Source organism: Chitinimonas sp. JJ19 (assembly GCF_036961565.1).
Taxonomy (GTDB): domain Bacteria; phylum Pseudomonadota; class Gammaproteobacteria; order Burkholderiales; family Chitinimonadaceae; genus Chitinimonas.
This window is the reverse complement of the sequence record NZ_JBAMDD010000022.1, coordinates 1-21,974: the sequence shown is the minus strand read 5'-3', so window position 1 is coordinate 21,974 and position 21,974 is coordinate 1. Positions and strand designations below refer to the sequence as shown.

Genomic DNA, 21,974 nt, shown 5'->3' with positions numbered 1-21,974 from the left:
TCGCTACGGCAAGCTCGCACGACCACGCCAGCAGGGTTTTATTAGCGGCTCGTAGTTCATAACAGGCGCCAAGGACTGTTTACCATGACTGCACGTACTGAGCTGTACCCGGCCATCGAACCCAATCGCCATGGCATGCTGCCGCTGGATGGCCGACACACCATGTATTGGGAAGAGTCCGGCAACCCCGACGGGGTGCCGGTATTGTTCCTGCACGGCGGGCCGGGTGCCGGCGCAGGGGCCAAGCATAGGCAGTTCTTTGATCCGGCCTACTACCGCATCGTCATCTTCGATCAGCGCGGTGCCGGTCGCTCCACGCCACTGGGCGAGCTGCAGGACAACACCACCCAGCACCTGATTGCCGATATCGAGCAGCTGCGCACCACGCTGGGCGTGGAACGCTGGCTGGTATTCGGCGGGTCCTGGGGCTCCACCCTGGCGCTGGCCTATGGCGAAGCCCATCCCGAGCGTTGCCTGGGCTTTGTGCTGCGCGGCGTGTTTCTGTGCCGGCCATGGGAGATAGACTGGTTCATGCGCGGCATGCGGCAGTTCTTCCCCGAGGCCTGGGACCGCTTTGCAAGCTATCTGCCCAATGACGAGCGCGGCGACCTGTTGGGCAACTACCATCGCCGCCTCAACGACCCGGCCCACAGTGTGCATATGCCCGCCGCCCGCATCTGGAGCGTTTATGAGGGTGAATGCGCCACCCTGTTCCCCGATCCGGCAGTGCAGGCCAACTACGGCAGCGACACAGTCGCCCTCGGTGTGGGCCGCATCGAGGCGCACTACTTCGTCAACCGCATCTTCCTGCCCGAAAACGATCTGCTGGCCCAGGTAGGCCGCATCCAGCATCTGCCCATGATCACCGTGCAAGGCCGCTACGACGTGCTGTGCCCGCCAGTCTCTGCCTGGGAGCTGCACCAGGCTTGGCCGGGCTCGGAACTGACCATCGTGCAGGATGCCGGCCATTCCGCCTGGGAGCCGGGTATCACCCGTGGCCTGGTCGCAGCCTGCGAGGCGATGAAGACCCGGATGGCGACCAGCGTTTGATAACTGGGGCCGGCTCGCATCGCCTAGCCGCACGCTAAAGGCCTGGGGGCTTACCCCGGCCGCAGTCATCGCAGTATCTGCTGCTGGGCAGCAAGCGTGCGGTGATTCATAGCTTGAAGGAAGCCTCTCATCTTGTCCTGTTGCAGGGGCGAGGCGAGAGGCTCTTTGCTTTTATTAGTCAAACGCAACGCAGCTACCTGACGAAACACGGCAGCTAGTGCCTGCATATGTCAAATGGGTAAGCCCCACGCAAGCAAGAAGAAGCCCATGCTGTGTGCATTTTCACGGTTCATGCTGCATTGGCACGCTATTTGACTAGCTGAGTCCTCCCGCTGCGGCTGGGTACCGATGATGACCTGTCATCGCGGCCCGCCGGCGTCGATGAGGACACCCATGACTTACCTGCAACGCCCTATCCGCCGCGCGCTGCTGGCATCCCTGATTGCCAGCGCATTTCAGGCGCCGGCCATGGCTTTCGAGTGCCAGATACCGATGTATGCCCAGAGCGGCCGGCTCTGCCTGCCGGCAGTGGACGTCAGCGCCGGCAGTTGGGTAGATCAGTACGATGCCGTGCTGACCCTGGTGCCGGGGAGCGACCCCATGCGATTTCGGCTGGAACAGGGCAGCCTGACCACCGACCGCCCCGGCATGGCGGTGCTTAATCTGCATGATGGCAGGCTGCTGATACCGGCACTGTCAGTGGATCTGGGTAGTGGCTTGCAGGTAATGGAGGCCGAGCTGGCGCTGCTGGCTGGGGTGGAGCCGATAGAGTTCGTACTATCCAACGCCAAGGCCGGGCCCTTGGTGCCGAACCCGGCCGAGATCGCCATACAGGATGGCAAGCTGTTGCTGCCCGATGTGGTGACCACGCTGGGTGAAAATGGCGCGGTACGGCGACTGCGTGGCGTGTTCGCAGCCAGCAGCGAGAGCAGCGTGCTCAAGCTGCGCCTGCTCGATCATGGCGAGGCCACTACCACAGGCCGGCCGGCGCTCTATTCAGTGGCCGACGGCAATCTGGTGGTGCCGGCCATGCGACTGGACGGCAAGCTGGTGCGTGCCCTGTTTGCACCCGACCTCGAGGGGTGGACCCTGCACGCCAGCACCGAACTGGCCGAGCCCCAGCCTGGCGGGGGTGAAGGCGGCGGAGACGGCGATGGCGGCGGCACGGGTGGCGGCACCGGCGGAGGGAACGGCGGTGGCACAGGTGGCGGTGAGCCCAATCCGGCCAGCTATCTCAGTACCCCTAGGCTGGGTGCGCATGATGTCGATGCTGGCGGCAAACCGCGTGAACTGCGCAATGATCTCAAAGGGAGCCTCACTGCCATGGTGCAGTTTGGCCAGAGCCACACCATACAGCCCAAGGGCAATCGCGCGCTGAATCTGCCTACGCTGGTAGCCCAGCGGGCGGCCCTACTGCTGGTCAGCCCGGCCAGCCCGGTCAAGTCGCTCAAGGTCAGGGTGACGATCAACGGCCAGGACAAAGGCAGTTTCGCCCTCAAGCACCCCAACCTGATACCGCGTTCGGACTATGCCGACAATTCGGGGCGGGAGGATGTACTGTACTCGCGCCGAGCCTGGACCATGACCCTACCCTGGGAGCTGGTGCAACCCGGCATGGCGCTACAGTTCGAGGATGAACAGGGGCGCAGCGGCGCCCTGGCGGCCGAGCAGATCGAGATGGCTGCGCCGGCCGAGATGGTGATACACAGCCTGCGCCTGGGCATGCTGACCGATGCCCCGGTCAGCGAAGACCATTACATGTTGACGCAACCAGCCAAGGCGGCGGCGGATTATTTTCAGACCGTGCCGCTGGCCCGCCTGACGCTGGCCCACTACGAGACGGTGAAGCTGGACAAGGTCATGGTGGCGAGCGGCGAGATCTACACCACCGCCAGCAAGGACCAGGGCGGCACCTACGACGGGGACATGCGCGAGAATGTGGCCAAGGCCCAGGTCAGTACCGGTATCAATCTGGCGAACTTCGGCATTGCCAGCGCCCGCATGAATCAATCCAACCCGCATGTGTATAACCGCCGCACCCTGCACCATGCCCAAGGCCTGTACGCCAACGGTGTGCAAGGCCACGGCCTGAGCGGTGGCAATGGCATGGCCACCCTCTACAGCTCCTGGGGCAATGAACTGAGCCATGAGCTGGGGCACTCCTATGAGCTGGGCCACTATCCAGGGGCGGATTTCTCCGACCCGGTCACCGACCAGAAGCTGATGCACGCCTCCCACCATAGCGAGAGCGGCTGGGGCTATATTGCCTATCGTGACCGCATGCGCGCCAACCTGCACTGGGGCTGGGCTTATGGCGATGGCAAATCCGACATCAATGGCAAGCCCTTCGGCCAGAGTTTCGCCGGCCTCTACCTCTACAACCGCGATGCCATGGCGGGTGGCGAAGTGGTCAGCGCGCTGTCCCGCTTTACCCATCACACCGGTTATAGCGCCCTGCGCATACAGGATCACCTGACGCTGGAACGCTATCGCTACCCCAGCCATGTCGCCCGCCCGGTACCCGACGCCGGCTACCCCAGCGGCTACAAGAGCTGGAGTGTAGCGCTGGGCAAGTACATCGATACCCGCCAGGCCAACCCGGCCTTCAACTACCTGGCACCCAGCAAGGTAGGCGTACCGGTGTTTACCCTGCTGGGCGGCTACAACCCGGCCAATGCCGCGCAAAACCTTATCTATCCGGCTTTCCGCAGCAACTACGGCAACGTCTTCAAGCTGCCGGAGCCGGATCTGAATGCCACATCGCGACTATGCTGGATGGCCATCAGCTACCGTAATGGCAAGCTGCAGCGGGTCAATCTTGACGCCAGCGATGGCGTTAAACAGTTCCAGATCAATCTGGAGGAAGCCGCCGCCCCGACCGAGGCCAGGCTCACCTGCCGCCAGGCCGGCCAGGAAACCGTGCTGTTTAAGCAGGCTATTCCTACCGGCCTACCCGCCATGCCTGCCCCGGCGATCGTGGGGCAGGAGGCCGGCTATGAAGTGCTGCGCAAGCAGGAAATGGTCGAGCTGGATGGCCAGTTGCAGGCATTGGCAGGGCAAGCTGTCCCCCTGTTGCCCTTGGAAGCCGCCACCAAGCTGGCCGGTTGGGGCAGCCAGCTACAGGGCCTGGGCGCGAGTGCCAGCCAAGTGGCCGAGCGCATTGCCGCCCAACGGGCTGCAGCCCAGGAGATCGATGTCTTCCTCAATCGCTATCGTAGCGAACTGGATCAAGGCAGCCAGGACCACAAGCGCCAGCTGGCCGAGCTGATACGCCGCACCGGCCTGGCCGAAAGCCGCGAACGCTTGCTACCTCAGGGTGGGCGGCTAACGATACATGGCGGTAAATGCCTCAAGCTCGACACGGCAGCCAAGCCACCGCTGCCTGTCACCGTCCCCGCCGACAAGTGTAGCAATGAGGCGGAACAGCAATGGTTCAGCGATGCCCGTGGTGCCATCCACAACCGCGCCCGGCCCGAGCTATGCCTGAGCAGCGACGGCAGCTGGGCCCAGGCGGTAACCATGGCCCCCTGCAGCTTGGCGGCCGCTGGCCAGGTCTGGCGACAGCAGGCTGATGGCCATATCCAGTACAGTCCCAATACCGCTCGGGTACTGGATCTGGCTAGTGGCCCCAACCACCTGGTGTTGTACTCGCAGCACAGCGGCAGCAACCAACTGTTCAGCCCCCTGCCCATCAGCGCCAGCGCGGCGGTGGTGCTGCTGCCGAGCGCGCAGATTGCCCGCCTGTATGGTTTGCGCATGGATTGAGCGCTCGACAAAAACAGAACGGCCCTGCTGGGCCGTTTCTCTTTATACAAACTCATTCCTGGGACCTGCGCGGGGGAAGGTCCGCGGCCTCAGGGCAAAGTTAGATAAGCTAATTGTTCAATGATGACTTGAACTGTCGTATGTATGTATCCACGAACTCGTAGAATCAATCGCCACCCTATCCTATTATGAAATCCATAAGCCATTAAGCCTCGGACTGCCATACCCTTCACGGCTCGGATCAAGGGTGTTGCTCATGAAGATACTTGGTGTACTCCAGATATTTTCTTGGCTGGTTCTATCGCCATTGAGATAGAGAAGTTGTTATCTCAAGGCCGTCCAGCCAGCCTACAGTCACTGGAAAAGCGGACTAAGGCCGGCTAAACGCGTACGACCTTGTTAACCGCCGCAGGTGCCCTTCTTGGCCATATCTAGGGACTGAACAGCTGCTTTCCCTTCGGCCTCTTTTACCACTTCCAGGTTTGCGCCGCCAACAAAGGCGCCCATTTTTATGTACTGATTAATGAAATAGTGAATGCCACTGGTTACGGCGAGCTTGATTTCATTTGGAGAGAATTCTGACTCTGTCGCAATGGTATGCTCTTGGTCTCCAGCCACTTCTTCATAAAAGAAGACGTTCGGTGCGGATTCGCCAATGCACTTTCCATTAACCAGGATATCTTTCTTCAGCGCAGTTCCCAAACCGGCGGAGCGATAGATATAGAGGCCTGCTTTGCCTGGTGCAGGCGGGGCGAAACGTTTCGCTTGCTCGGATACTTCCTTGCTTTCCATTGGGACAGACGCGCAGCCTGTAACCAGAACAACGATGGCGCCAGCTAATGCTATCTTGCTAAACATAGATTCTTCCTATAATCCTTAAACGGTAGTAATTGACCAGCAGCTAATATGCTGGGGGGCGCAATTATCTACCCACTCAGGGTTTTTCGTAAAGCTTTCATTATGTTAGGCGATGCTCTCTCGGCATCATGTCATTATTTCTACCTTGTGCGAGGAGGGTAGTTTGACCCGAACGTCATAATTGAATTCGAACTGATTTTCAGCAGATGCCGTGCCGCGAACGAAACCCAGGGCAGCGGTTCAGGTTAGGCGCTGTGAACGCTGCGAAAAGGGGGGTGGGTACGGCGAGTCCGCGGGCAACACCAGAAGGGCTTGCTAACGTTACTTAGAGTTAGAGCCTGTTATGGAATGCGCCACTTCTGCAGGAGTCAGAGCCCACCTGTATCCATCAAACCACTTCCTCCACCCACAACAAAGCCTCTATCTGTGCCCGGTTGGCCTCGGATTTGCTGACGCCGGCAGCGGCGAACAGCTTGGGGTCTTCCGGCAGGTCGCCGTCTTCGCAGGCCAGCGCCAATGCCAGCAGGGGGCCGAAGCGGCCTTCCTGGGTGAGCAGGGCCTGGTTGATTTGGTCGGGCAGGTTCAGCTTCTCCACAATCTTTTCCATGGGCTGGCGCAGCAGGGCATCAAGCATGGAGAACATGCCAGTGGTAAACAGCTGGTCCAGTTCCTCGCGTTTAAACTGCTTGGCGCCCAGGGTTTCCATGATGCGGCCCCGCAGCAGGGCGGTTTCCAGCAGCAGGCTGTGATCGCCTTCCTGCCGCTCATGGCTGAACAGCAGCAGGGTCAGCCAGCGGTAGAGCTGCTTGTGGCCCAGCACTATCATGGCGCGGTCCAGTGTCTCCACCTTGGCCAGCAGGCCAGCGCCGGGCGAGTTCACATAGCGCAGCAGCTTGAAGCTGAGCATGGGGTCGTACTTCATGGCATTGGCGATTACCGGCGGCTCCGCCTCGGCGCGTACCAGGTTCAGTACCTCCAGCAGCCGCAGATAGCTGGCATCCACGGCGTCGGCCTCGGATAGCTCCTTGCGGCGCAGGTAACTGCCTTGCAGATAGTGCACCTGCAGCTGACGGCAGACCTGCAGTTCCTCGAAGAAGTGGATATCGCCAACCAGCAACTCGGCATCCGGCGCGGCATTGGCGGTGGCCGAAATGATCTTGGACAGCTCGGTGACGTCCTTATCGGACACCGACAGCTTGTGGTAGTCGGCCATCTGGAACAACGGTATCAGGGCCGCATCCAGGGGGAAATTGTCGAAACCCAGCTGGAAGCCATGGTCCTTGAGGGCCTGCAGCATCTCGATATGCTCGAGTGCGTCCTGAAAGAATTCGGCGTTGTAGTGCAGCATGAGCACGAAGCGGCCCTTGGGCAGCTTGGCCAGCAGGGGGCTGTCCAGCGCCCAGACCGAGACTTCCAGGAAGATGCGCTTGGCGCCAAAGGGCTTGGTGGATTCCTCGGCCAGGAAATTGCGCAGTAGCACCTCGTCGTACAGTTTCCAGACCGAGTGCGCCATCTTGTCCTTGCGCTTGAGCACACTGTCGCGCAGGCGGAAGTCATAGCCCACCACCTTGAGTTCGCGATCCAGCACGATTTCCCGCTGCAGCATGGTCTCGGTAGGAACGCCCGCCACAAAACCAGCCTGCCCCGGCGCCGCGCCCAAGGCACTGGTGGCCGGTGTAACGGTGTTGGGCGAAGTACGCGCAGCCTGGGCAGCGGGAGTAGGCGGGGGAGGCGTTTCCTCGCCACCGAACAGCTTTTTGATCAGCCCGAAGACCATGTGTAGCCTGCCATTTCGTGTGGATTCATACCCTGTCGTTCATCAGGATAGACCGAGAAATGTGCCGCCCCCAAGGTGTTGCAGTGCAAGGTGGCAGTTTTTTATGAGGCTATGGGCCAGGGCAAGGACGGGTGGCAGGTACCAGCCACCACAGCACGCGCCCTGCCCTGGCTGCTGGGCGGCCGTCGGCAAGGCGGTGGGGCTTAGAGCAGATGCGGAGCGGGATCAGCCGGTCAGTTTTTCCAGTGCTTCGCGGTACTTGGCGGCCGTCTTTTCGCCGACTTCGACCGGCAGGGCGGGTGCCGGTGGGGTCTTGTTCCAGCCGGTGGTTTCCAGCCAGTCGCGCACGAACTGCTTGTCGTAGCTGGGTGGGTTGCTGCCGGGCTGGTATTGGTCGGCCGGCCAGAAGCGGCTGGAATCCGGGGTCAGCGCCTCATCCATCAGGGTCAGCGTGCCATCGGCATCCAGGCCGAACTCGAACTTGGTATCGGCGATGATGATGCCACGGGTGGCGGCATACTCACTAGCAGCCAGGTAGAGCTTGATGGCGGTATCGCGCACCTGGGCGGCCAGTTCGGCGCCCACCAGCTCGCTCATCTGCTCGAAGGAAATGGGCTCGTCATGGTCGCCCACGGCCGCCTTGGTGGAGGGGGTGAAGATGGGCTCGGGCAGCTTCTGGGCCTCCACCAGCCCAGCCGGCAGGGTGATGCCGCTGACCTTGCCCGTGGCCTTGTAATCCTTCCAGCCACCGCCAACGATATAGCCGCGTACCACGGCTTCCACCGGCACGGGCTTGAGGCGCTTGCACACCACGGCGCGGCCTTCGACCTGCGGCAGGTCCTCGGCGCTGACCATATCCTCTGGCTTGTCGCCGGTGAAGTGGCTGGGCACCAGATGCTTGAGCTTGTCGAACCAGAAGTTGGAGATGGCGGTCAGTATCTTGCCCTTGGCCGGGATGGGCTCATTGAGGATGACATCGAAGGCCGACAGGCGGTCGGTGGCGATCATCAGCATGCGTTGCTCGTCGATCTCGTACAGATCGCGCACCTTGCCGCTGTAGATCTTCTTCAGGCTCTTGAGATTGGTTTGGGTCAGGCCGTCCATGCTGGCGCTCCTAGGTCAGATGTTTCAGTGCTTCCCGCCGCGACAGGGGCGAGAGCGGGGTGTGGGTGACGAAGACACGTATTGCGTCTGCATCGGTATAGGCATATTCGCGCAGCGCCCAGCCTATGGCCTTGCGGATGAAGAATTCGGTATCGGCTGCATTGGCCGTGCAGTATTGGAACAGCCGGCGGCTGTCGGTGTCCTGCTTCCAGCCCAGCTGGTGCAGGATGGCCACCCGCCGCAACCAGGGGTCGGGCACGCCCGCCAGCTGGTCCATGCGGGCCTGCAGGTGGCGATGGCGGCGTACCAGCCCGCCGACCACCCAGGATGCCAGGCCGTCCACCGTATCCCACCAGGGCTTGCTGCTGGCCAGGGCTTCCAGCGCCGGAAGGCTGCCGGGCTCCAACCGCTTGCCGTGCTTGTCGAGCAGGTCTACCGCCACATACTGGAACTCACGCTCGGGCTGGTCCCACAAGGCCTGGGCCAGTGCCAGCAAGGCGCTCGCATCCAGTGTGGCCGCGTCGCGGATAAAGCTGGCGCTGGCCTTGCGCCGCGCGGGTGTGGGTATGCCCAGGAAATCGAACTGCTCACGCATATAGGCGCGCATGGCGGGTGCGCGCTCGGGCTGGGCGCTGGCTGCCAGTGCACTGCGCAGCGCTGCCAGCCCGGTGTTCATGTGCCCAGGGTGTCCTTGAGCGCCTCGGCCTGTTCCAGCGCGGCAGCGGCGGTATCGGCCAGCACGCAGTAGTGGCCCATCTTGCGGCCGGGCCGGGCTTCACGCTTGCCGTAGAGGTGCAGGTGGGCATTGGGCGCCTGCATCAGCACCGCCCAATTGGGTTCGCCACCATCGTCCTGCCATACATCGCCCAGCAGATTGACCATCACCACTGGCGAGAGCAGGTCGGTGCGGCCAGGGTGCAGGCCGCACATGGCGCGCACCTGCTGTTCGTACTGGCTGGTGACGCAGGCATCGATGGTGTAGTGGCCGGAATTGTGCGGCCGGGGAGCGATCTCGTTGATGACCAGTTCGCCACCATCGAGCACAAAGAACTCCACCGCCAGCACGCCGATGTAGTCCAGCGCCTCGGCCAGTTGCCGGGCCATCTGCTGGGCCTGGGCGGCCAATGCGGCATCTACCTGGGCCGGCACGATGCTGACATCGAGTATGCCCTTGGCGTGGCGATTCTCGGCCACCGGGAAGACGGCCACCTCGTGCGGATTGCTGCGGGTAACGATGGCCGAGACTTCGCAGGCCAGCGGCAGCATTTTTTCCAGCACGCAGGGCTGCCCACCCAGGTCGGCATAAGCCGCACGGGCCTCCACGGCCGTGGCAACCCGAACCTGGCCCTTGCCGTCGTAGCCTAGCCGCGCAGTCTTGAGTATGCCGGGCAGATAGGGTGTCAGGTCGTGGTTGAGGTCTTCCACAGTCTCCAGCGCCAGATAGGGCGCGGTCGCGAGGCCGGCCTTGCGTATCCAGGCTTTTTCCTGGATGCGGTCCTGGGCGATGGCCAGGCAATCGCCCGAGGGGCTGACCGGCACATGCTGGGCCAGCCAGCGCATGGAATCGGCGTTGACGTTTTCGAATTCGGTGGTGATGGCAGCGCAGGTCTCGGCCAGCTCCTTGAGGGCAGCGTGGTCGTTATAGGCGGCGCGCAGATGCACATCGGCAAATTCGGCTGCCGGGGCATTGCCATCCGGGTCCAGCACGGTTACCCGGTAGCCCATGGTTTTGGCTGCCACGGTAAACATGCGGCCCAGCTGGCCGCCGCCCAGTATGCCCAGCATGGCGGGCGGCAGTATCGGCTTGTGGCTGGCCATGCTTACTCGACCTCGGGCAGGCTCATGGCCAGCACCGCATTCTTCTGCGTTTCGCGGAAGCTATTGAGGGCGGCACGCAGCTCGGGAATCTCGTTGGCCAGCAGGGCCACGGCAAACAGGCCGGCATTGGCGGCACCCGCTTCGCCTATGGCAAAGGTGGCTACGGGTATGCCCTTGGGCATCTGCACGATGGACAGCAGTGAATCTTCGCCACGCAGGTATTTGCTGGGAACAGGGACACCCAGTACCGGTACGGTGGTCTTGGCCGCCAGCATGCCCGGCAGGTGGGCTGCGCCACCGGCACCGGCAATGATGGCCTTCAGGCCACGCGCCTCGGCCGCCTCGGCGTATTCATAGAGCAGATCCGGCGTACGGTGGGCGGAGACCACCCGTGCCTCGAAGGCAATGCCGAAGGCTTTGAGCTGGCGGGCAGCATGTTGCATGACTTCCCAGTCAGAATTGCTACCCATCACGAGGCCGACTTGGATCATCGGATAATCCCCTGTTTCAAAAAGTGGATTTTACAGAAATTCGGCTGGCCGCCAAAACCTTGATGCAACATGAAAAGTAGCGCTTGGAATATAGGCCGTATTCGCCAAGGTGTGCTGCTGCAGGGGCCATAGTATGGGCTCTTGGTCCGGCATGCACGCGGCGGTGAGCAAGCTGGGTCTTTGGGACCGCTGATCAGCCTGAACGGTAGCTGCCGGCAGCCCTTGCGGGCCTGCCCATAGACGGCAAAACGGCCCGTCTTGCGAGGGGCCGTTCTGTTGTAGCGCTTGGTCTGCTTACACGTTGTAGGCTTTTTCACCATGGCTGGTGACGTCCAGGCCTTCGCGTTCTTCGTCTTCTGGCACACGCAGGCCAATGACCAGGTCGACCAGCTTGTAGGCCACCACCGACACCACGGCAGACCACACCACGGTGAGCAGCACGCTCTGGGTCTGTATCCACACTTGCGAGGCGATGGAGTAGTTGGGCGCCACGGCATTGGTGACATAGTCCCACACACCCAGGCCACCCAAGGCCGGATCGGCAAACACACCGGTGAGGATGGCACCCAGAATGCCGCCCACGCCGTGGACACCGAATACATCGAGGGCATCGTCAGCACCCAGCAGGCGCTTGAGGCCATGCACACCCCACAGGCAGATCACACCCGCCGAGAGGCCGATGGCCATGGCGCCGCCGACACCGACAAAGCCGCAGGCCGGGGTGATGGCCACCAAGCCGGCCACGGCGCCCGAAGCGGCACCCAGCATGGAGGGCTTGCCCTTCCAGATCCATTCCACGCCCATCCAGGCCACGGCGGCCAGCGCGGTGGCAACCCAGGTGTTCACGAAGGCCAGTGCGGCGATGCCGTTGGCTTCCAGTGCGGAACCGGCGTTGAAGCCGAACCAACCCACCCACAGCAGCGAGGCGCCTATCATGGTCATGGTCAAGCTGTGCGGGGTCATGGCTTCCCTGCCGTAACCCACGCGCTTGCCAACAAAGTAGGCACCCACCAGGCCGGCCACGGCGGCATTGATATGCACCACGGTGCCGCCGGCAAAGTCCAGCGCACCCTTCTGGAACAGCAAGCCCGCCGTCAGCAGCGCCTTGGCGCCGGCTTCTGCATCGGTATAGGCATCCGGGCCAGCCCAGTACCACACCATGTGCGCCATGGGCAGGTAGCTGAGGGTGAACCAGATCACCAGGAAGGCCAGTACGGCGGAGAACTTGGCGCGCTCGGCAAAGGCGCCGACGATCAGGCCGCAGGTGATAGCCGCGAAGGCGCCCTGGAACACGATGTAGATAAACTCGGACAGGTAGATGCCCTTGGACCAAGTGGCCGCCAGCGAGGTGTCGTTCACCCCCTTCAGGAACAGCTTGGAGAAGCCGCCGAAGATGGCATTGCCCTCGGTGAAGGCGACGCTGTAGCCATAGGCGACCCACAGTACCGAGATCAGCGAGAACACCACGAACACCTGCATCAGCACGCTGAGCATGTTCTTGGAGCGCACCAGGCCACCATAGAACAGCGCAAGGCCGGGGATGGACATCAGGATCACCAGGGCGGCAGCGACAAATACCCAGGCGTTGTCAGGCTTGCTCAAGGTGGGCGCGGGTGCGGCCGCCGGGGCGGCAGCCTCTGCCGGAGCGGCTGTCGTGGCTGGGGCGGGCGCTGCTTCAGCGGTGGTAGCCGGCGCTGCTGCAGGGGCAGTAGCTGGGGTAGTCTCCGTCACGGTGGCGGCCGCAGGTGCAGCGGCCGGCTCTTCGGCCCAGGCGATGCCCAGGCTCATGGCACTTGCCAGTGCCAGCGCGGTAAACAGTTTTTTCATGGGTCAGTCCTCCCTTGCGGGCTTACAGGGCGTCTGCGCCGGTTTCACCGGTGCGGATGCGGATGACTTGTTCAAGATCAAAGACGAAGACCTTGCCGTCGCCTATCTTGCCGGTGTTGGCCGCCTTCTCGATGGCCTCGATCACCTGTTCTAGCAGGTCATCCTTGACGGCAATCTCGAGCTTTACCTTGGGCAGGAAATCGACCACGTATTCCGCGCCGCGATACAGCTCGGTGTGGCCTTTCTGACGGCCGAAACCCTTGACCTCGGTCACGGTAACGCCCTGCACGCCTATGGCGGACAGTGCCTCCCTGACCTCGTCAAGCTTGAACGGCTTGATGATGGCGCTAACGAACTTCATCTTCGCTCCTTAAGGTGGTGAACCAGTGGATACCTCGGTAGGGTAGCGATAGCATGGGTCGTGCCATGTTTATATTGTCTATTTATTCAAATACTTATGCTTTCAAGCAGCACATACCCCGTGGGATTTGCACTGCTTTGGTGCGATGGGATGGTCGCCCGCCTATCGCTGGTGCGGCGGGCCGCCATAACGGGGGTTTGCTAGACTAGAGGGCAACGAGATAACGCCAGGAGTAAAACCATGCTAGCCCAACGCCTGTTTGATGAAGTCAGCGGCAAACTGTCCGAAGTGATGGCCGCCGGCCCCGCCAAGGATATCGAGAAGAATATGCGGGCCGTGCTGACGGCGGCCTTTGCCAAGCTGGACTTGGTGACCCGCGAGGAATTCGAAGTGCAACAGGCCGTGCTGGCCAAGACCCGCGAGACCCTGGTGGCGCTGGAAAACCGCATCGCCGCGCTGGAAGCCCGCCCGGGTGCCGTCAGCGACGCGGTGAATCCTCAGGACGATTTTTAAGCGCCGATGATGAACTGAGGACACTGATGGGTGTTAGGGGTAGCACTGGCGCCCTCAAACTCAGCCAGGCTCCCCACCAGCCAGCTTGCGCTGGAACACATAGACCGCAGCGCCCAATTCGGGCGGTAGTACCAGCCGGCTGAGCACGGGGTCTTCGGTCATGTCGAAATGCTGCTGCTCGCGGTAATCGGCCCAGTTGCCGGTGATGAACTGGGAGCGGCTGCCGATGACGATATAGGTCTCCACGCTACGGGTGCGGAATACCTGGCGCTCGAAACGGTTGTTGGCGGGCGGCCAGGAGCAGATCACCACCTGGGGCGACTGGCTCAAGGCCTCGCGGGCGTCCATCCTGCTGACCGAGTCGGGGTACTGGATGGCGCCGTGCCAGCTGCCATCGTCGCTGGGCTGCACCGCCACGCCCTGTTGCTGCAGAAAGCGGCTGAGGGTGCCGTCGCCGGCAGCGATTTCCACACAGTGGCGGCCGGCAATCAGGCCGGCCAGTGCCTGCACCAGATCGGCCGAGTAAAAACAGTAGATGCCGCGCTTCTCCACCAGCGGCATCAGCCGGCGCCGCTGCCATAGCAGGGGCCAGAGCAGGCGGAACCAGAACAGCGACACCGGCTTGCGCTCCAGATCGCGCTTGAACAGCAGCCGCTGTGCCACCCAGCCATTGAACAGATTGAAGCGTACCTTGCCCTGCTGCACGCCAGTGGCTTGCGAGAAGGCGTACTGCCGTATCGCCTCCTCGGTCATGGCATGGCGTACCTGCTGGGCCACGAACAGGGCGAAGGCACGGCCATCGCGCTCGCCGCTGAGAAAGTTCTGCTGCATGCGGCGGCGCATGGCGGCTTGTTCCACCAGCGATTTCAGCTCGCCCGGGCGGCGCCGGGCGATGGCTGCGGCCAGCTCGGCCTGCACCTCGGCCCACTCGGCCGGGTGGGCGGCGCATAGCTCTGCCAGCCTTGGCCGGCCCTGCAGCCACTGCCAGGTCTGCTGTGCACTACGCTGGCCGGCGGGCATCGTCAGCGCTTACAGCTTGGCAAACACGCGCTGGGCCGCCGCCAGGGTGGCGTCGATGTCGGCATCGCTGTGGGCCGCCGAGACAAAGCCGGCTTCGTACAGGGCCGGGGCGATATAGACACCTTCGTCCAGCAGGCCGTGGAAAAAGGCATTGAAGCGTGGCTTGTCCGTCGCCATGACCTCGGCGTAGGTCTTGGGGGGCTGGGCATTGAAATAGACACCAAACATGCCACCCACCGCATCGGCCGAGAAAGTCTGGCCGGCGGCCTTGCCTGCTGCTGCCAGGCCATCGGCCAGCCTGCGGGTCTTGGCGCCCAGGCTATCGAAGAAGCCGGGCTGGCGTATCAGGCCCAGGGTGGTGAGGCCGGCAGCGACAGCCACCGGATTGCCCGACAAGGTGCCGGCCTGATAGACCGGGCCCAGTGGCGCGATCTTGGCCATGACCTCGGCGCGGCCACCAAAGGCGGCCAGCGGCATGCCGCCGCCAACCACCTTGCCCAGGGTGGTCAGGTCAGGCGTGACGCCATGCAGGCCCTGGGCACAGCCCAGGCCCACGCGGAAGCCGGTCATCACTTCGTCGTAGATCAGCAGGGCACCGTGCTTCTCGGTCAGGGCACGCATGGCGGTGACAAACGCCTCTGACGGGCGCACCAGGTTCATATTGCCGCAGAAGGGTTCGACGATGATGGCGGCAATCTGCTCGCCCTGGGTGGCGAAGACTTCCTCCAGCTGGGCCACATCGTTATAGGTCAGCACGATGGTGTGCTCGGCCACCGAGGCCGGCACGCCAGCGCTGGAGGGGTTGCCGAAGGTCAGCAGGCCGGAGCCCGCCTTGACCAGCAGGCTGTCGGAGTGGCCGTGGTAGCAGCCCTCGAACTTGATCAGCTTGTCGCGCCCGGTATAGCCGCGTGCCAGCCGGATGGCACTCATGGTGGCTTCGGTGCCGCTGGACACCAGCCGCACCTGCTGCATGGACGGCAGCATCTCGCACAGCAGGTCGGCCAGGTCGATCTCGGCCTCGGTAGGGGCGCCAAAGCTCATGCCGGTGGCGGCCGCCTTCTGCACGGCCTCCACCACGGCCGGGTGGGTATGGCCCAGGATCAGCGGGCCCCAGGAGCCCACATAGTCGATATAGCGCTTGTCGTCCGCATCCCAGACATAGGCGCCAGCACCACGGGCAAAGAAGCGCGGGGTGCCGCCAACCGCGCCAAAGGCCCGCACGGGCGAGTTCACGCCGCCGGGGATATGGCGCTGGGCGCGCTGGAACAGTTGTTCGTTCTTGCTCATGGTCGATCCTGTTGGTTGATTGCTGCCGGTACGGTTGCCACGCCCCCGGTGGGTGCCGGCTGCCGTACGCTCATGGGCGGGTATGCGGTGTATCAGCGGGCTGTCGTCCGCCATGTTCAGCCGCGCCCCCAGGTGGGCCAGGGGTGGCGGCTCAGATGGGCATTGGTATAGCGCGGGTCCTCGGTCACTTCCTCGCCCAGCCAGTCGGGCCGCTCATAGGCCTCAGCCTCGTCGGACAACTCAATCTCGGCCAGCACCAGGCCAGCATTCTGGCCAGAGAACTCGTCCACCTCCCAGACATGGCCGCCCAGCGCGATGCGGTGGCGGCGTTTTTCCACCAGCATGGGGCACATGGCGCTCATGATGGTTTCCGCATCGGCCAGCGGGATAGGGTATTCAAACTCATGGCGCGACACATTGCTGATATTGGCCTTGAGCGTCAGCCAAGCCTGGTCGCCCTTGATACGCACCCGCACGGTGCGCTCGCGTTCAACCGACAAATAGCCCTGCTTGAGCCATTCCCCTTCCGCCAGGCCGCGCCAGCCCTCATTCTTGAGCAGGAAGCGGCGTTCTATCTCTTTTGCCATGATGTCATTCCAATAGTGCGGCGAGCTTGCGGGCAGCCTGTTGGGTGGTGTTGAGCTTGTCGCCGTAGTGGTTCGTGGCGGGGCTATCTACACAGGTAAGTGTCTTGCCTACGGGGTTGTAGACCCAGTTCAGGACAGTGTCGCAATAGCCTGCCATGGCGGTGTCGGGGCTAGCGGTGTCGGCATAGACATCGCGCAGGCCGTTGATGGAGGCATTGGGCTGGAGAAACCAAAAGATAGCCTCGGCGGCCCAGTTGCGCCTATGAGTCGCCATTTTTTCTTTTGTGATCTCATGGGCGAAGACTCGAAGCTCGCCCCGCAGACTGGTCTGCAGCACCTGGCCCATACTCAGCCTGCCAAGTCGTTTCAGCGCGCTAGCCGTGGCTTCGGCCAAGGCGGGCTTGAGCTCCGGTTGTTGCAGCGCCAACTGCTCCAGCAACTGCAATTGGCTACTCAGTTGGGCGTTGGCCACCATGGCATCGATCAGCACAGTGCTGCCTTCCAGCATGGTGGTCCAGAAGCGCAGGTCTTCCGCCAGTACCGCCAGGCTGGCGGCATCGCCATCACGCAGACGTAGCAACTGCTCGGCTGTAGCCAATTGCTGCAGCCTTTGCGTAGAGGAGAACAGCAGCGACTCGTTGGGCGCCACATTGTGGTAGCTGGGCGAGGCAATCAACTGATAGTAACGCCGTAGCGCAACTTGCTCGCGAGTAATCAGCTCCCGGTAGCGCGCCTCATCGCGATAGATCTGGGCCAGCCGCTCGGCGGGCTTCAGCCCCTGCCAGCGGGGCAGGTCGTGAATGCTGTGGCGCTTGGTGCTGGGTAAGACGGCTGCCTCCCCAACAGCTCGCTGCTGGGCGACCCTGGCGATCTGTTGTCCTACTTTCAGCGGCTCATCGGTGGCTACACCCAGGGCCAGCAGGTAGTAATAGCCATTCTCGGCATCGCTGACGCGGTTGGGCGGCGTTGCCAGCCAGGCCTGGGTTTCGGGCGTCAGCTCGGTATCGAAGCCGTTGATCAGTATGATCACCAACAGCAACAGCAGGATAGTACCGAGCAGCCAAGCCACGGCTTTGAACAGGCGGCGTATGAGGGTGCGTAGCATGCCGGGCTCAGAACGGTTTGACCACCACCAGGATGACGATGGCCATCATGATCAGGGTGGGGATCTCGTTGAACAGACGATACCAGCGATGGCTGCGCTGATTGCGGCCGGCGGCGAAGTCGCGCACCAGCTTGCCGCAATAGACATGGAAGCCGATCAAGCCCATGACCAGGGTCAGCTTGGCGTGCATCCAGCCGGCTGTCATCCATGGCCGCAGCAGCCAGAGGCCAAACACCAGAGCCAGCACACCCAGCAGCGTGGTGAAGCGGAACAGCTTGCGCTCCATCAGCGCCAGTTGCGCCTGGGTGGCAGCGTCGGTCGACATGGCATGGTTGACGAACAAGCGCGGCAGGTACAGCAGGCCGGCCATCCAGCTGATGACGAAGATGATATGTAGGGCTTTGACCCAGAGCATGGGTGTTCCTGAAAAGTGGGTAAGATAAGACCGGGCGGGCTGTCCCGGCCTTAGGGTACCGTGGGCTGTAGTTTTAACGCCGTTTGCGGGCCTCGTCGTACAACGGCTGCACCCGTGGGATCAGCGCCTGCAGCTCGCGTATGCGGGTCTGGTTGGAGGGGTGGGTAGAGAGGAACTGGGGCGGCTGGCCCTGGCTGGCCTCCGCCATCTTCTGCCACAGGGTCACGGCCGCTGCCGGGTTGTAGCCGGCACGGGCTGCCAGCTCCAGCCCCATGGCATCGGCCTCGGTCTCGTTCTGGCGGCTGTTGGGCAGGTTGACGGCCAGTTGGAAGCCATCCAGGCCCAGATCGACATACTGGTCGTACTTGCCCTTGGTCAGCAGCGAGATGCCCTGGGCCAGCAACTGCTGGCTATAGACCTTGCTCATGCGCTCCCTGCCATGCTCACGCAGGGCGTGGGCCATCTCGTGGCCCATGATGGCGGCGATTTCGTCGTCGCTCAGCTTGAGCTGGTCGATGATGCCGGTAAAGAACATGATCTTGCCGCCGGGTGCGCAATAGGCGTTCAGCTCGGGGCTACTCTCGACATTGACCTCCCACTGCCAGTTGGGTGCATCCTTGCGGAACACGGCCACCTGCGGGATCAGCTTGTCGGCTATGGCGCGTACCCGCCGGGTGGCCTTGGCATCGCGGTTGAGCTTGCCCTTGCTTTCGGCATCACGCAACGAGGCCGCGTAGGATTGGGCCGCCATCTTGTTGACCTGCTCATTGGAGAGCAGCGAGAACATGGCCTGCTTGCGTTCCACCCCCACCGTCCCGCTCTCGGTGGTCTGCACTTGTTGGCAGGCAGCGAGCAGCAGGGCAAGGCACAGGGTGGTCAGTCTGGGGAATCGGCTGGGGGTCATCACGTTACTCCTACCTCTATCGGGGATAGCCAAGTACAGTGCAGGCTTGGCGCCTGCGATGGCCGAATGTTCTTTATGTAATTGATATCAAAGAAAAACCATAATCTCATCACCCCAATTTAGCCAGGGCGCAGCGCTTGTCCTCCGCGATCAGCGACCATATTTTTCGGCGTATTTGATGCGGTCAAATTCAGATTGGGTCCTGGCCAGCTCCCTGGCTTCGTAAAAGCGGCGCTCGCTCAGCAGGCGGTTGAACATGGTTTGTCGTTCCCGCTCCAATCGGGTGATGGCCTCTGCCTCATCGCGCTGGCGTTGCCTATCCCGCTCGCGTTCCTCGCGCTCGCGCTCCGACCGTTTGCGCGCCTCGTTGCGTTCCTTCTCGTCTTGCGCCCGCTCGTGCTCGCGCGACATCTTGCGGTTCCAGTCGGCGTACTCCCGGTCCCGCTCCTCTATTGCCAGGCGGGCAGCCCGTTGCTCGGCCGTCTCCATGCCATCCTCGGCATAGCGCTCGCTGGCCATGACAGCCGCTTCCTGTTCAGTCGCCCTACGGATGGCCTCTTGCTGCATGCTCAAGGCGCGTTCCTGCATGGTCTTCACATTGGTCTGGTAGGCATCCAGGGTGGCCTGCTGGCGCCAGCCAAAGTACAGATAGCCCATCACCAGCAAGGCCAGCAGGCCGATGCCAACCTTGATCAGCAGATTGCCGCCCAGGCTGTGGGCTGTCCGTACCGAAGGCGCCGGCTCGCTTTGCAGCACAACGCGCTGGGCCTGCCCTGCCTGCAGGCTGGCATCGTAGACCGAACGCCGCAAGGGGTTGGAGAGCAGTTGGTAGACCTCTTCCAGCTTTTGCAGACGCGACTCGCGCACGCGGCTGTCCACCACCTCGGCCAGCACTTTCTGCATGGCGATAAAGGCAGCGTCCATTTCTGCCTGGCTGGCCTGGGGGCCGACACCAAGCAAGCTGTAATAGGTTTTACCTTGGGTATGGGACATGGTACGGGGCTCAGATTCCGACGATTTGACGATGCTGCTAAGGTTTGGTGCCAGCGCGGCGCTGCCGGTCCATTTCCGATTTTATCTGGGCGTTTCCCAGCACACGAGCGGCCGCGATCTCTTCAAGCCCTCTGGCGCTGGGGCTGATGCCCAGCAGGCCGTAGTAGGTCTTGCCAATCGGTCTGCCCTTGATCCTTGGGTTGGACAGGCTTAGATCTCGACCATTTCAAAGTCTTCCTTGCGGGCGCCGCAGTCCGGGCAGGTCCAGTTCATGGGGATGTCTTCCCAGCGGGTGCCGGGTGCAATATTGTCGTCTGGGCTGCCGGCAGCTTCGTCGTAGATGAAGCCGCAGATAAGACACATATACTTTTTCATGGGGTTTAGTCGGGTTGGGGTGGTGAATGGGATAAAATTCTACCGTATATAGACTCTATCCTCGATTCCCATACCTCATGACAGACGCTCCCCCCATTGTTCTGGTGCTGGCCGGCAACGATCCTTCCGGCGGTGCCGGATTGTCTGCCGACATCCTCACCATCTCCTCGCTGGGCTGTCACCCGCTGCCGGTCGTCACTGCCATCACGGTGCAGGACACGGCAGGCATGGAGGGTTTCCTGGCGATGGAGGCCGAATGGGTGTCGGACCAGGCCCGCTTTGTGCTGGAAGACATGCAGATCGCCGCCATCAAGGTTGGTGTGCTGGGCAGCATGGAGAACCTGACCGTGCTGGCCGAGATTGCGGCTGACTATCCCGACATTCCACTGATACTGGACCCGGTGTTTGCCACCGGCGATGGCAGCGAGTTTGCCGACGAGGACATGGTGAGCGCCATGCGCGAGCTGCTGCTGCCGCATACCACGGTGCTGACCCCCAACAGCCTGGAAGCCCGCCGCTTGGCCACCGATGATCCGGACGAGCAGGATGGGTTGACGGTGGATGAAGCCGCCCTGCGCCTGCGCCAGTTCGGCCCTGAGTTCGTGCTGGTGACCGGCACGCATGAACTGACGCCCAATGTGACCAACACCCTGTTCGGCCGCGCCGGCCGGGTACGCAGCGACAGCTGGGATCGCCTGCCGGGCAGCTACCATGGCTCGGGCTGCACCCTGGCGTCGGCCGTGGCGGCCTTTCTGGCCAATGGCCTGGAGATGTCGCAAGCCGTGCGCGAGGCGCAGGAATACACCTGGCATTCGCTGAAGAATGGCTATCGCCCCGGCATGGGACAGTTCATCCCCGACCGGCTGTTCTGGGCACGGGGCAAGGGCGACGAGGACGAGCCGGCGTGAGCACGGCTAGCCTGCCGCGTGGGCTCTATGCCATAACCCCGGACTGGACCGATACCGACCGTTTGTTGACGGCGGTGGAGCAGGTGCTGGCCGCGGGTGCGGTGGTGCTGCAGTACCGTAACAAACTGGCCGATGCCAGCCTGCGGCTGCAGCAGGCGCAAGCCTTGCAAGCACGCTGCCGGCACCACCACGTACCTTTGATCATCAACGACCATCTTGAGCTGGCCCTGGCTATCGAAGCCGATGGCCTGCACCTGGGGGGCGATGACGGCGAGCTGGCGGCGGCGCGCCGGGCGCTGGGGCCGCAACGGCTGCTGGGCGCCTCCTGCTACAATCAATTGGCCTTGGCGCAGTCTGCCCAGGCGGCGGGCGCCAGCTATGTGGCCTTTGGCGCGGCCTATGTCTCGTCCACCAAGCCCTTAGCAGTGCAGGCGCCGCTGGCGCTCTACCAGGCGGCCTGTGCCCAGCTGGATTGCCCAGTGGTGGCCATAGGCGGCATCACCCCGCTCAACGCCGGCCCCTTGCTGGCGGCAGGCGTGACAAGCCTGGCGGTCATAGGCGGCTTGTACGAAGGCGGGCGGCCAGCTGAGCGGGCCGCAGCCTATGCGGCTCTGTTTGAGGATAGTTAAACGGCTGCACGCGGACTGACGGTGTAGCACGAACAAGCAAACAGCCCAGCTGACCATAAAGTCAGGCTGGGCTGTTTGCTTGTTGCAGGTGCGGAAGGCCTGCCGATACGGGTAGTGCCAAGCTTCAGCACCCGGATTGCCCTGGCGTCGGCGCCGTCCATCATCACCCATCCAGGGCTTGAGTCCA

The 21,974-nt window shown here is 62.7% G+C and carries 21 protein-coding genes; 5 read left to right on the top strand and 16 right to left on the bottom strand.

Translation table 11 applies throughout. The annotated features are described in order from the left end of the window. Positions 1–84: 84 nt before the first annotated feature. Both pip and V7714_RS19365 read left to right on the top strand, forming a co-directional pair. On the top strand, positions 85–1,050 hold the full coding sequence (gene pip / locus V7714_RS19370; RefSeq protein WP_335711204.1) for a prolyl aminopeptidase: 966 nt from the start codon (positions 85–87) through the stop codon (positions 1,048–1,050). A gap of 393 nt (positions 1,051–1,443) precedes the next feature. After that, the gene (locus V7714_RS19365) at positions 1,444–4,815 is read left to right on the top strand and encodes a M66 family metalloprotease (protein WP_335711203.1); all 3,372 of its coding nucleotides are present in this window, start codon (positions 1,444–1,446) and stop codon (positions 4,813–4,815) included. Between the two features lie 399 nt (positions 4,816–5,214). On the opposite strand, the gene V7714_RS19360 is transcribed toward V7714_RS19365, so the two are convergent. From V7714_RS19360 to glnK, 8 genes are all read right to left on the bottom strand, one after another. Then, positions 5,215–5,673, bottom strand: coding sequence for a DUF2846 domain-containing protein (locus V7714_RS19360; RefSeq protein ID WP_335711202.1), 459 nt, complete (start codon positions 5,671–5,673; stop codon positions 5,215–5,217). Between the two features lie 388 nt (positions 5,674–6,061). Beyond that, entirely contained in the window at positions 6,062–7,450 is a 1,389-nt protein-coding gene (locus V7714_RS19355) for an EAL and HDOD domain-containing protein (protein ID WP_290333753.1), read from the bottom strand. Positions 7,451–7,675: 225 nt separating this feature from the next. Then, on the bottom strand, positions 7,676–8,554 hold the full coding sequence (locus V7714_RS19350; protein ID WP_290333754.1) for a phosphoribosylaminoimidazolesuccinocarboxamide synthase: 879 nt from the start codon (positions 8,552–8,554) through the stop codon (positions 7,676–7,678). A gap of 10 nt (positions 8,555–8,564) precedes the next feature. Beyond that, positions 8,565–9,230, bottom strand: coding sequence for a DNA alkylation repair protein (locus tag V7714_RS19345; protein WP_335711201.1), 666 nt, complete (start codon positions 9,228–9,230; stop codon positions 8,565–8,567). Further along, positions 9,227–10,372, bottom strand: coding sequence for a 5-(carboxyamino)imidazole ribonucleotide synthase (locus tag V7714_RS19340; protein WP_335711200.1), 1,146 nt, complete (start codon positions 10,370–10,372; stop codon positions 9,227–9,229). Before V7714_RS19340 ends, V7714_RS19345 begins: the two co-directional genes overlap by 4 nt. Positions 10,373–10,374: 2 nt before the next feature. Next, entirely contained in the window at positions 10,375–10,863 is a 489-nt protein-coding gene (purE, locus tag V7714_RS19335) for a 5-(carboxyamino)imidazole ribonucleotide mutase (protein ID WP_335711199.1), read from the bottom strand. Between the two features lie 294 nt (positions 10,864–11,157). Further along, entirely contained in the window at positions 11,158–12,690 is a 1,533-nt protein-coding gene (gene amt, locus V7714_RS19330; RefSeq protein ID WP_335711198.1) for an ammonium transporter, read from the bottom strand. Between the two features lie 22 nt (positions 12,691–12,712). After that, positions 12,713–13,051 (bottom strand): P-II family nitrogen regulator, encoded by a 339-nt coding sequence (gene glnK, locus V7714_RS19325; RefSeq protein WP_284195426.1) that lies wholly within the window; start codon positions 13,049–13,051, stop codon positions 12,713–12,715. A gap of 240 nt (positions 13,052–13,291) precedes the next feature. Between glnK and V7714_RS19320 the strand changes: the two genes are divergently transcribed. After that, complete coding sequence (locus tag V7714_RS19320) at positions 13,292–13,564, top strand: accessory factor UbiK family protein (protein WP_335711197.1); 273 nt, start codon at positions 13,292–13,294, stop codon at positions 13,562–13,564. A 60-nt stretch (positions 13,565–13,624) separates the two neighbouring features. On the opposite strand, the gene V7714_RS19315 is transcribed toward V7714_RS19320, so the two are convergent. The 8 genes from V7714_RS19315 to V7714_RS19280 form a co-directional block, all read right to left on the bottom strand. Then, positions 13,625–14,584, bottom strand: coding sequence for a hypothetical protein (locus V7714_RS19315; RefSeq protein ID WP_335711196.1), 960 nt, complete (start codon positions 14,582–14,584; stop codon positions 13,625–13,627). Between the two features lie 9 nt (positions 14,585–14,593). Further along, the gene (gene hemL, locus V7714_RS19310) at positions 14,594–15,871 is read right to left on the bottom strand and encodes a glutamate-1-semialdehyde 2,1-aminomutase (RefSeq protein WP_335711231.1); all 1,278 of its coding nucleotides are present in this window, start codon (positions 15,869–15,871) and stop codon (positions 14,594–14,596) included. Between the two features lie 116 nt (positions 15,872–15,987). Beyond that, complete coding sequence (locus tag V7714_RS19305; protein WP_284195429.1) at positions 15,988–16,458, bottom strand: CYTH domain-containing protein; 471 nt, start codon at positions 16,456–16,458, stop codon at positions 15,988–15,990. 4 nt (positions 16,459–16,462) lie between these two features. Beyond that, a complete protein-coding gene (locus V7714_RS19300) occupies positions 16,463–17,563 on the bottom strand; it encodes a hypothetical protein (protein ID WP_335711195.1) in 1,101 nt (366 codons plus the stop codon). Positions 17,564–17,570: 7 nt separating this feature from the next. Continuing rightward, positions 17,571–17,978, bottom strand: coding sequence for a CopD family protein (locus V7714_RS19295; RefSeq protein ID WP_335711194.1), 408 nt, complete (start codon positions 17,976–17,978; stop codon positions 17,571–17,573). 73 nt (positions 17,979–18,051) lie between these two features. After that, positions 18,052–18,882, bottom strand: a complete 831-nt coding sequence (locus V7714_RS19290) for a M48 family metallopeptidase (protein ID WP_284195432.1) — start codon at positions 18,880–18,882, stop codon at positions 18,052–18,054. Between the two features lie 150 nt (positions 18,883–19,032). Beyond that, complete coding sequence (locus tag V7714_RS19285) at positions 19,033–19,875, bottom strand: hypothetical protein (protein WP_335711193.1); 843 nt, start codon at positions 19,873–19,875, stop codon at positions 19,033–19,035. A gap of 210 nt (positions 19,876–20,085) precedes the next feature. Then, on the bottom strand, positions 20,086–20,250 hold the full coding sequence (locus V7714_RS19280) for a rubredoxin (protein WP_284195435.1): 165 nt from the start codon (positions 20,248–20,250) through the stop codon (positions 20,086–20,088). A gap of 77 nt (positions 20,251–20,327) precedes the next feature. On the opposite strand from V7714_RS19280, the gene thiD reads away from it, so the two are divergent. Then, positions 20,328–21,158, top strand: a complete 831-nt coding sequence (thiD, locus tag V7714_RS19275; protein ID WP_335711192.1) for a bifunctional hydroxymethylpyrimidine kinase/phosphomethylpyrimidine kinase — start codon at positions 20,328–20,330, stop codon at positions 21,156–21,158. Next, entirely contained in the window at positions 21,155–21,787 is a 633-nt protein-coding gene (gene thiE / locus V7714_RS19270; protein ID WP_335711191.1) for a thiamine phosphate synthase, read from the top strand. The genes thiD and thiE overlap by 4 nt, the downstream gene beginning before the upstream one ends. The last annotated feature ends 187 nt before the right edge of the window (positions 21,788–21,974 follow it).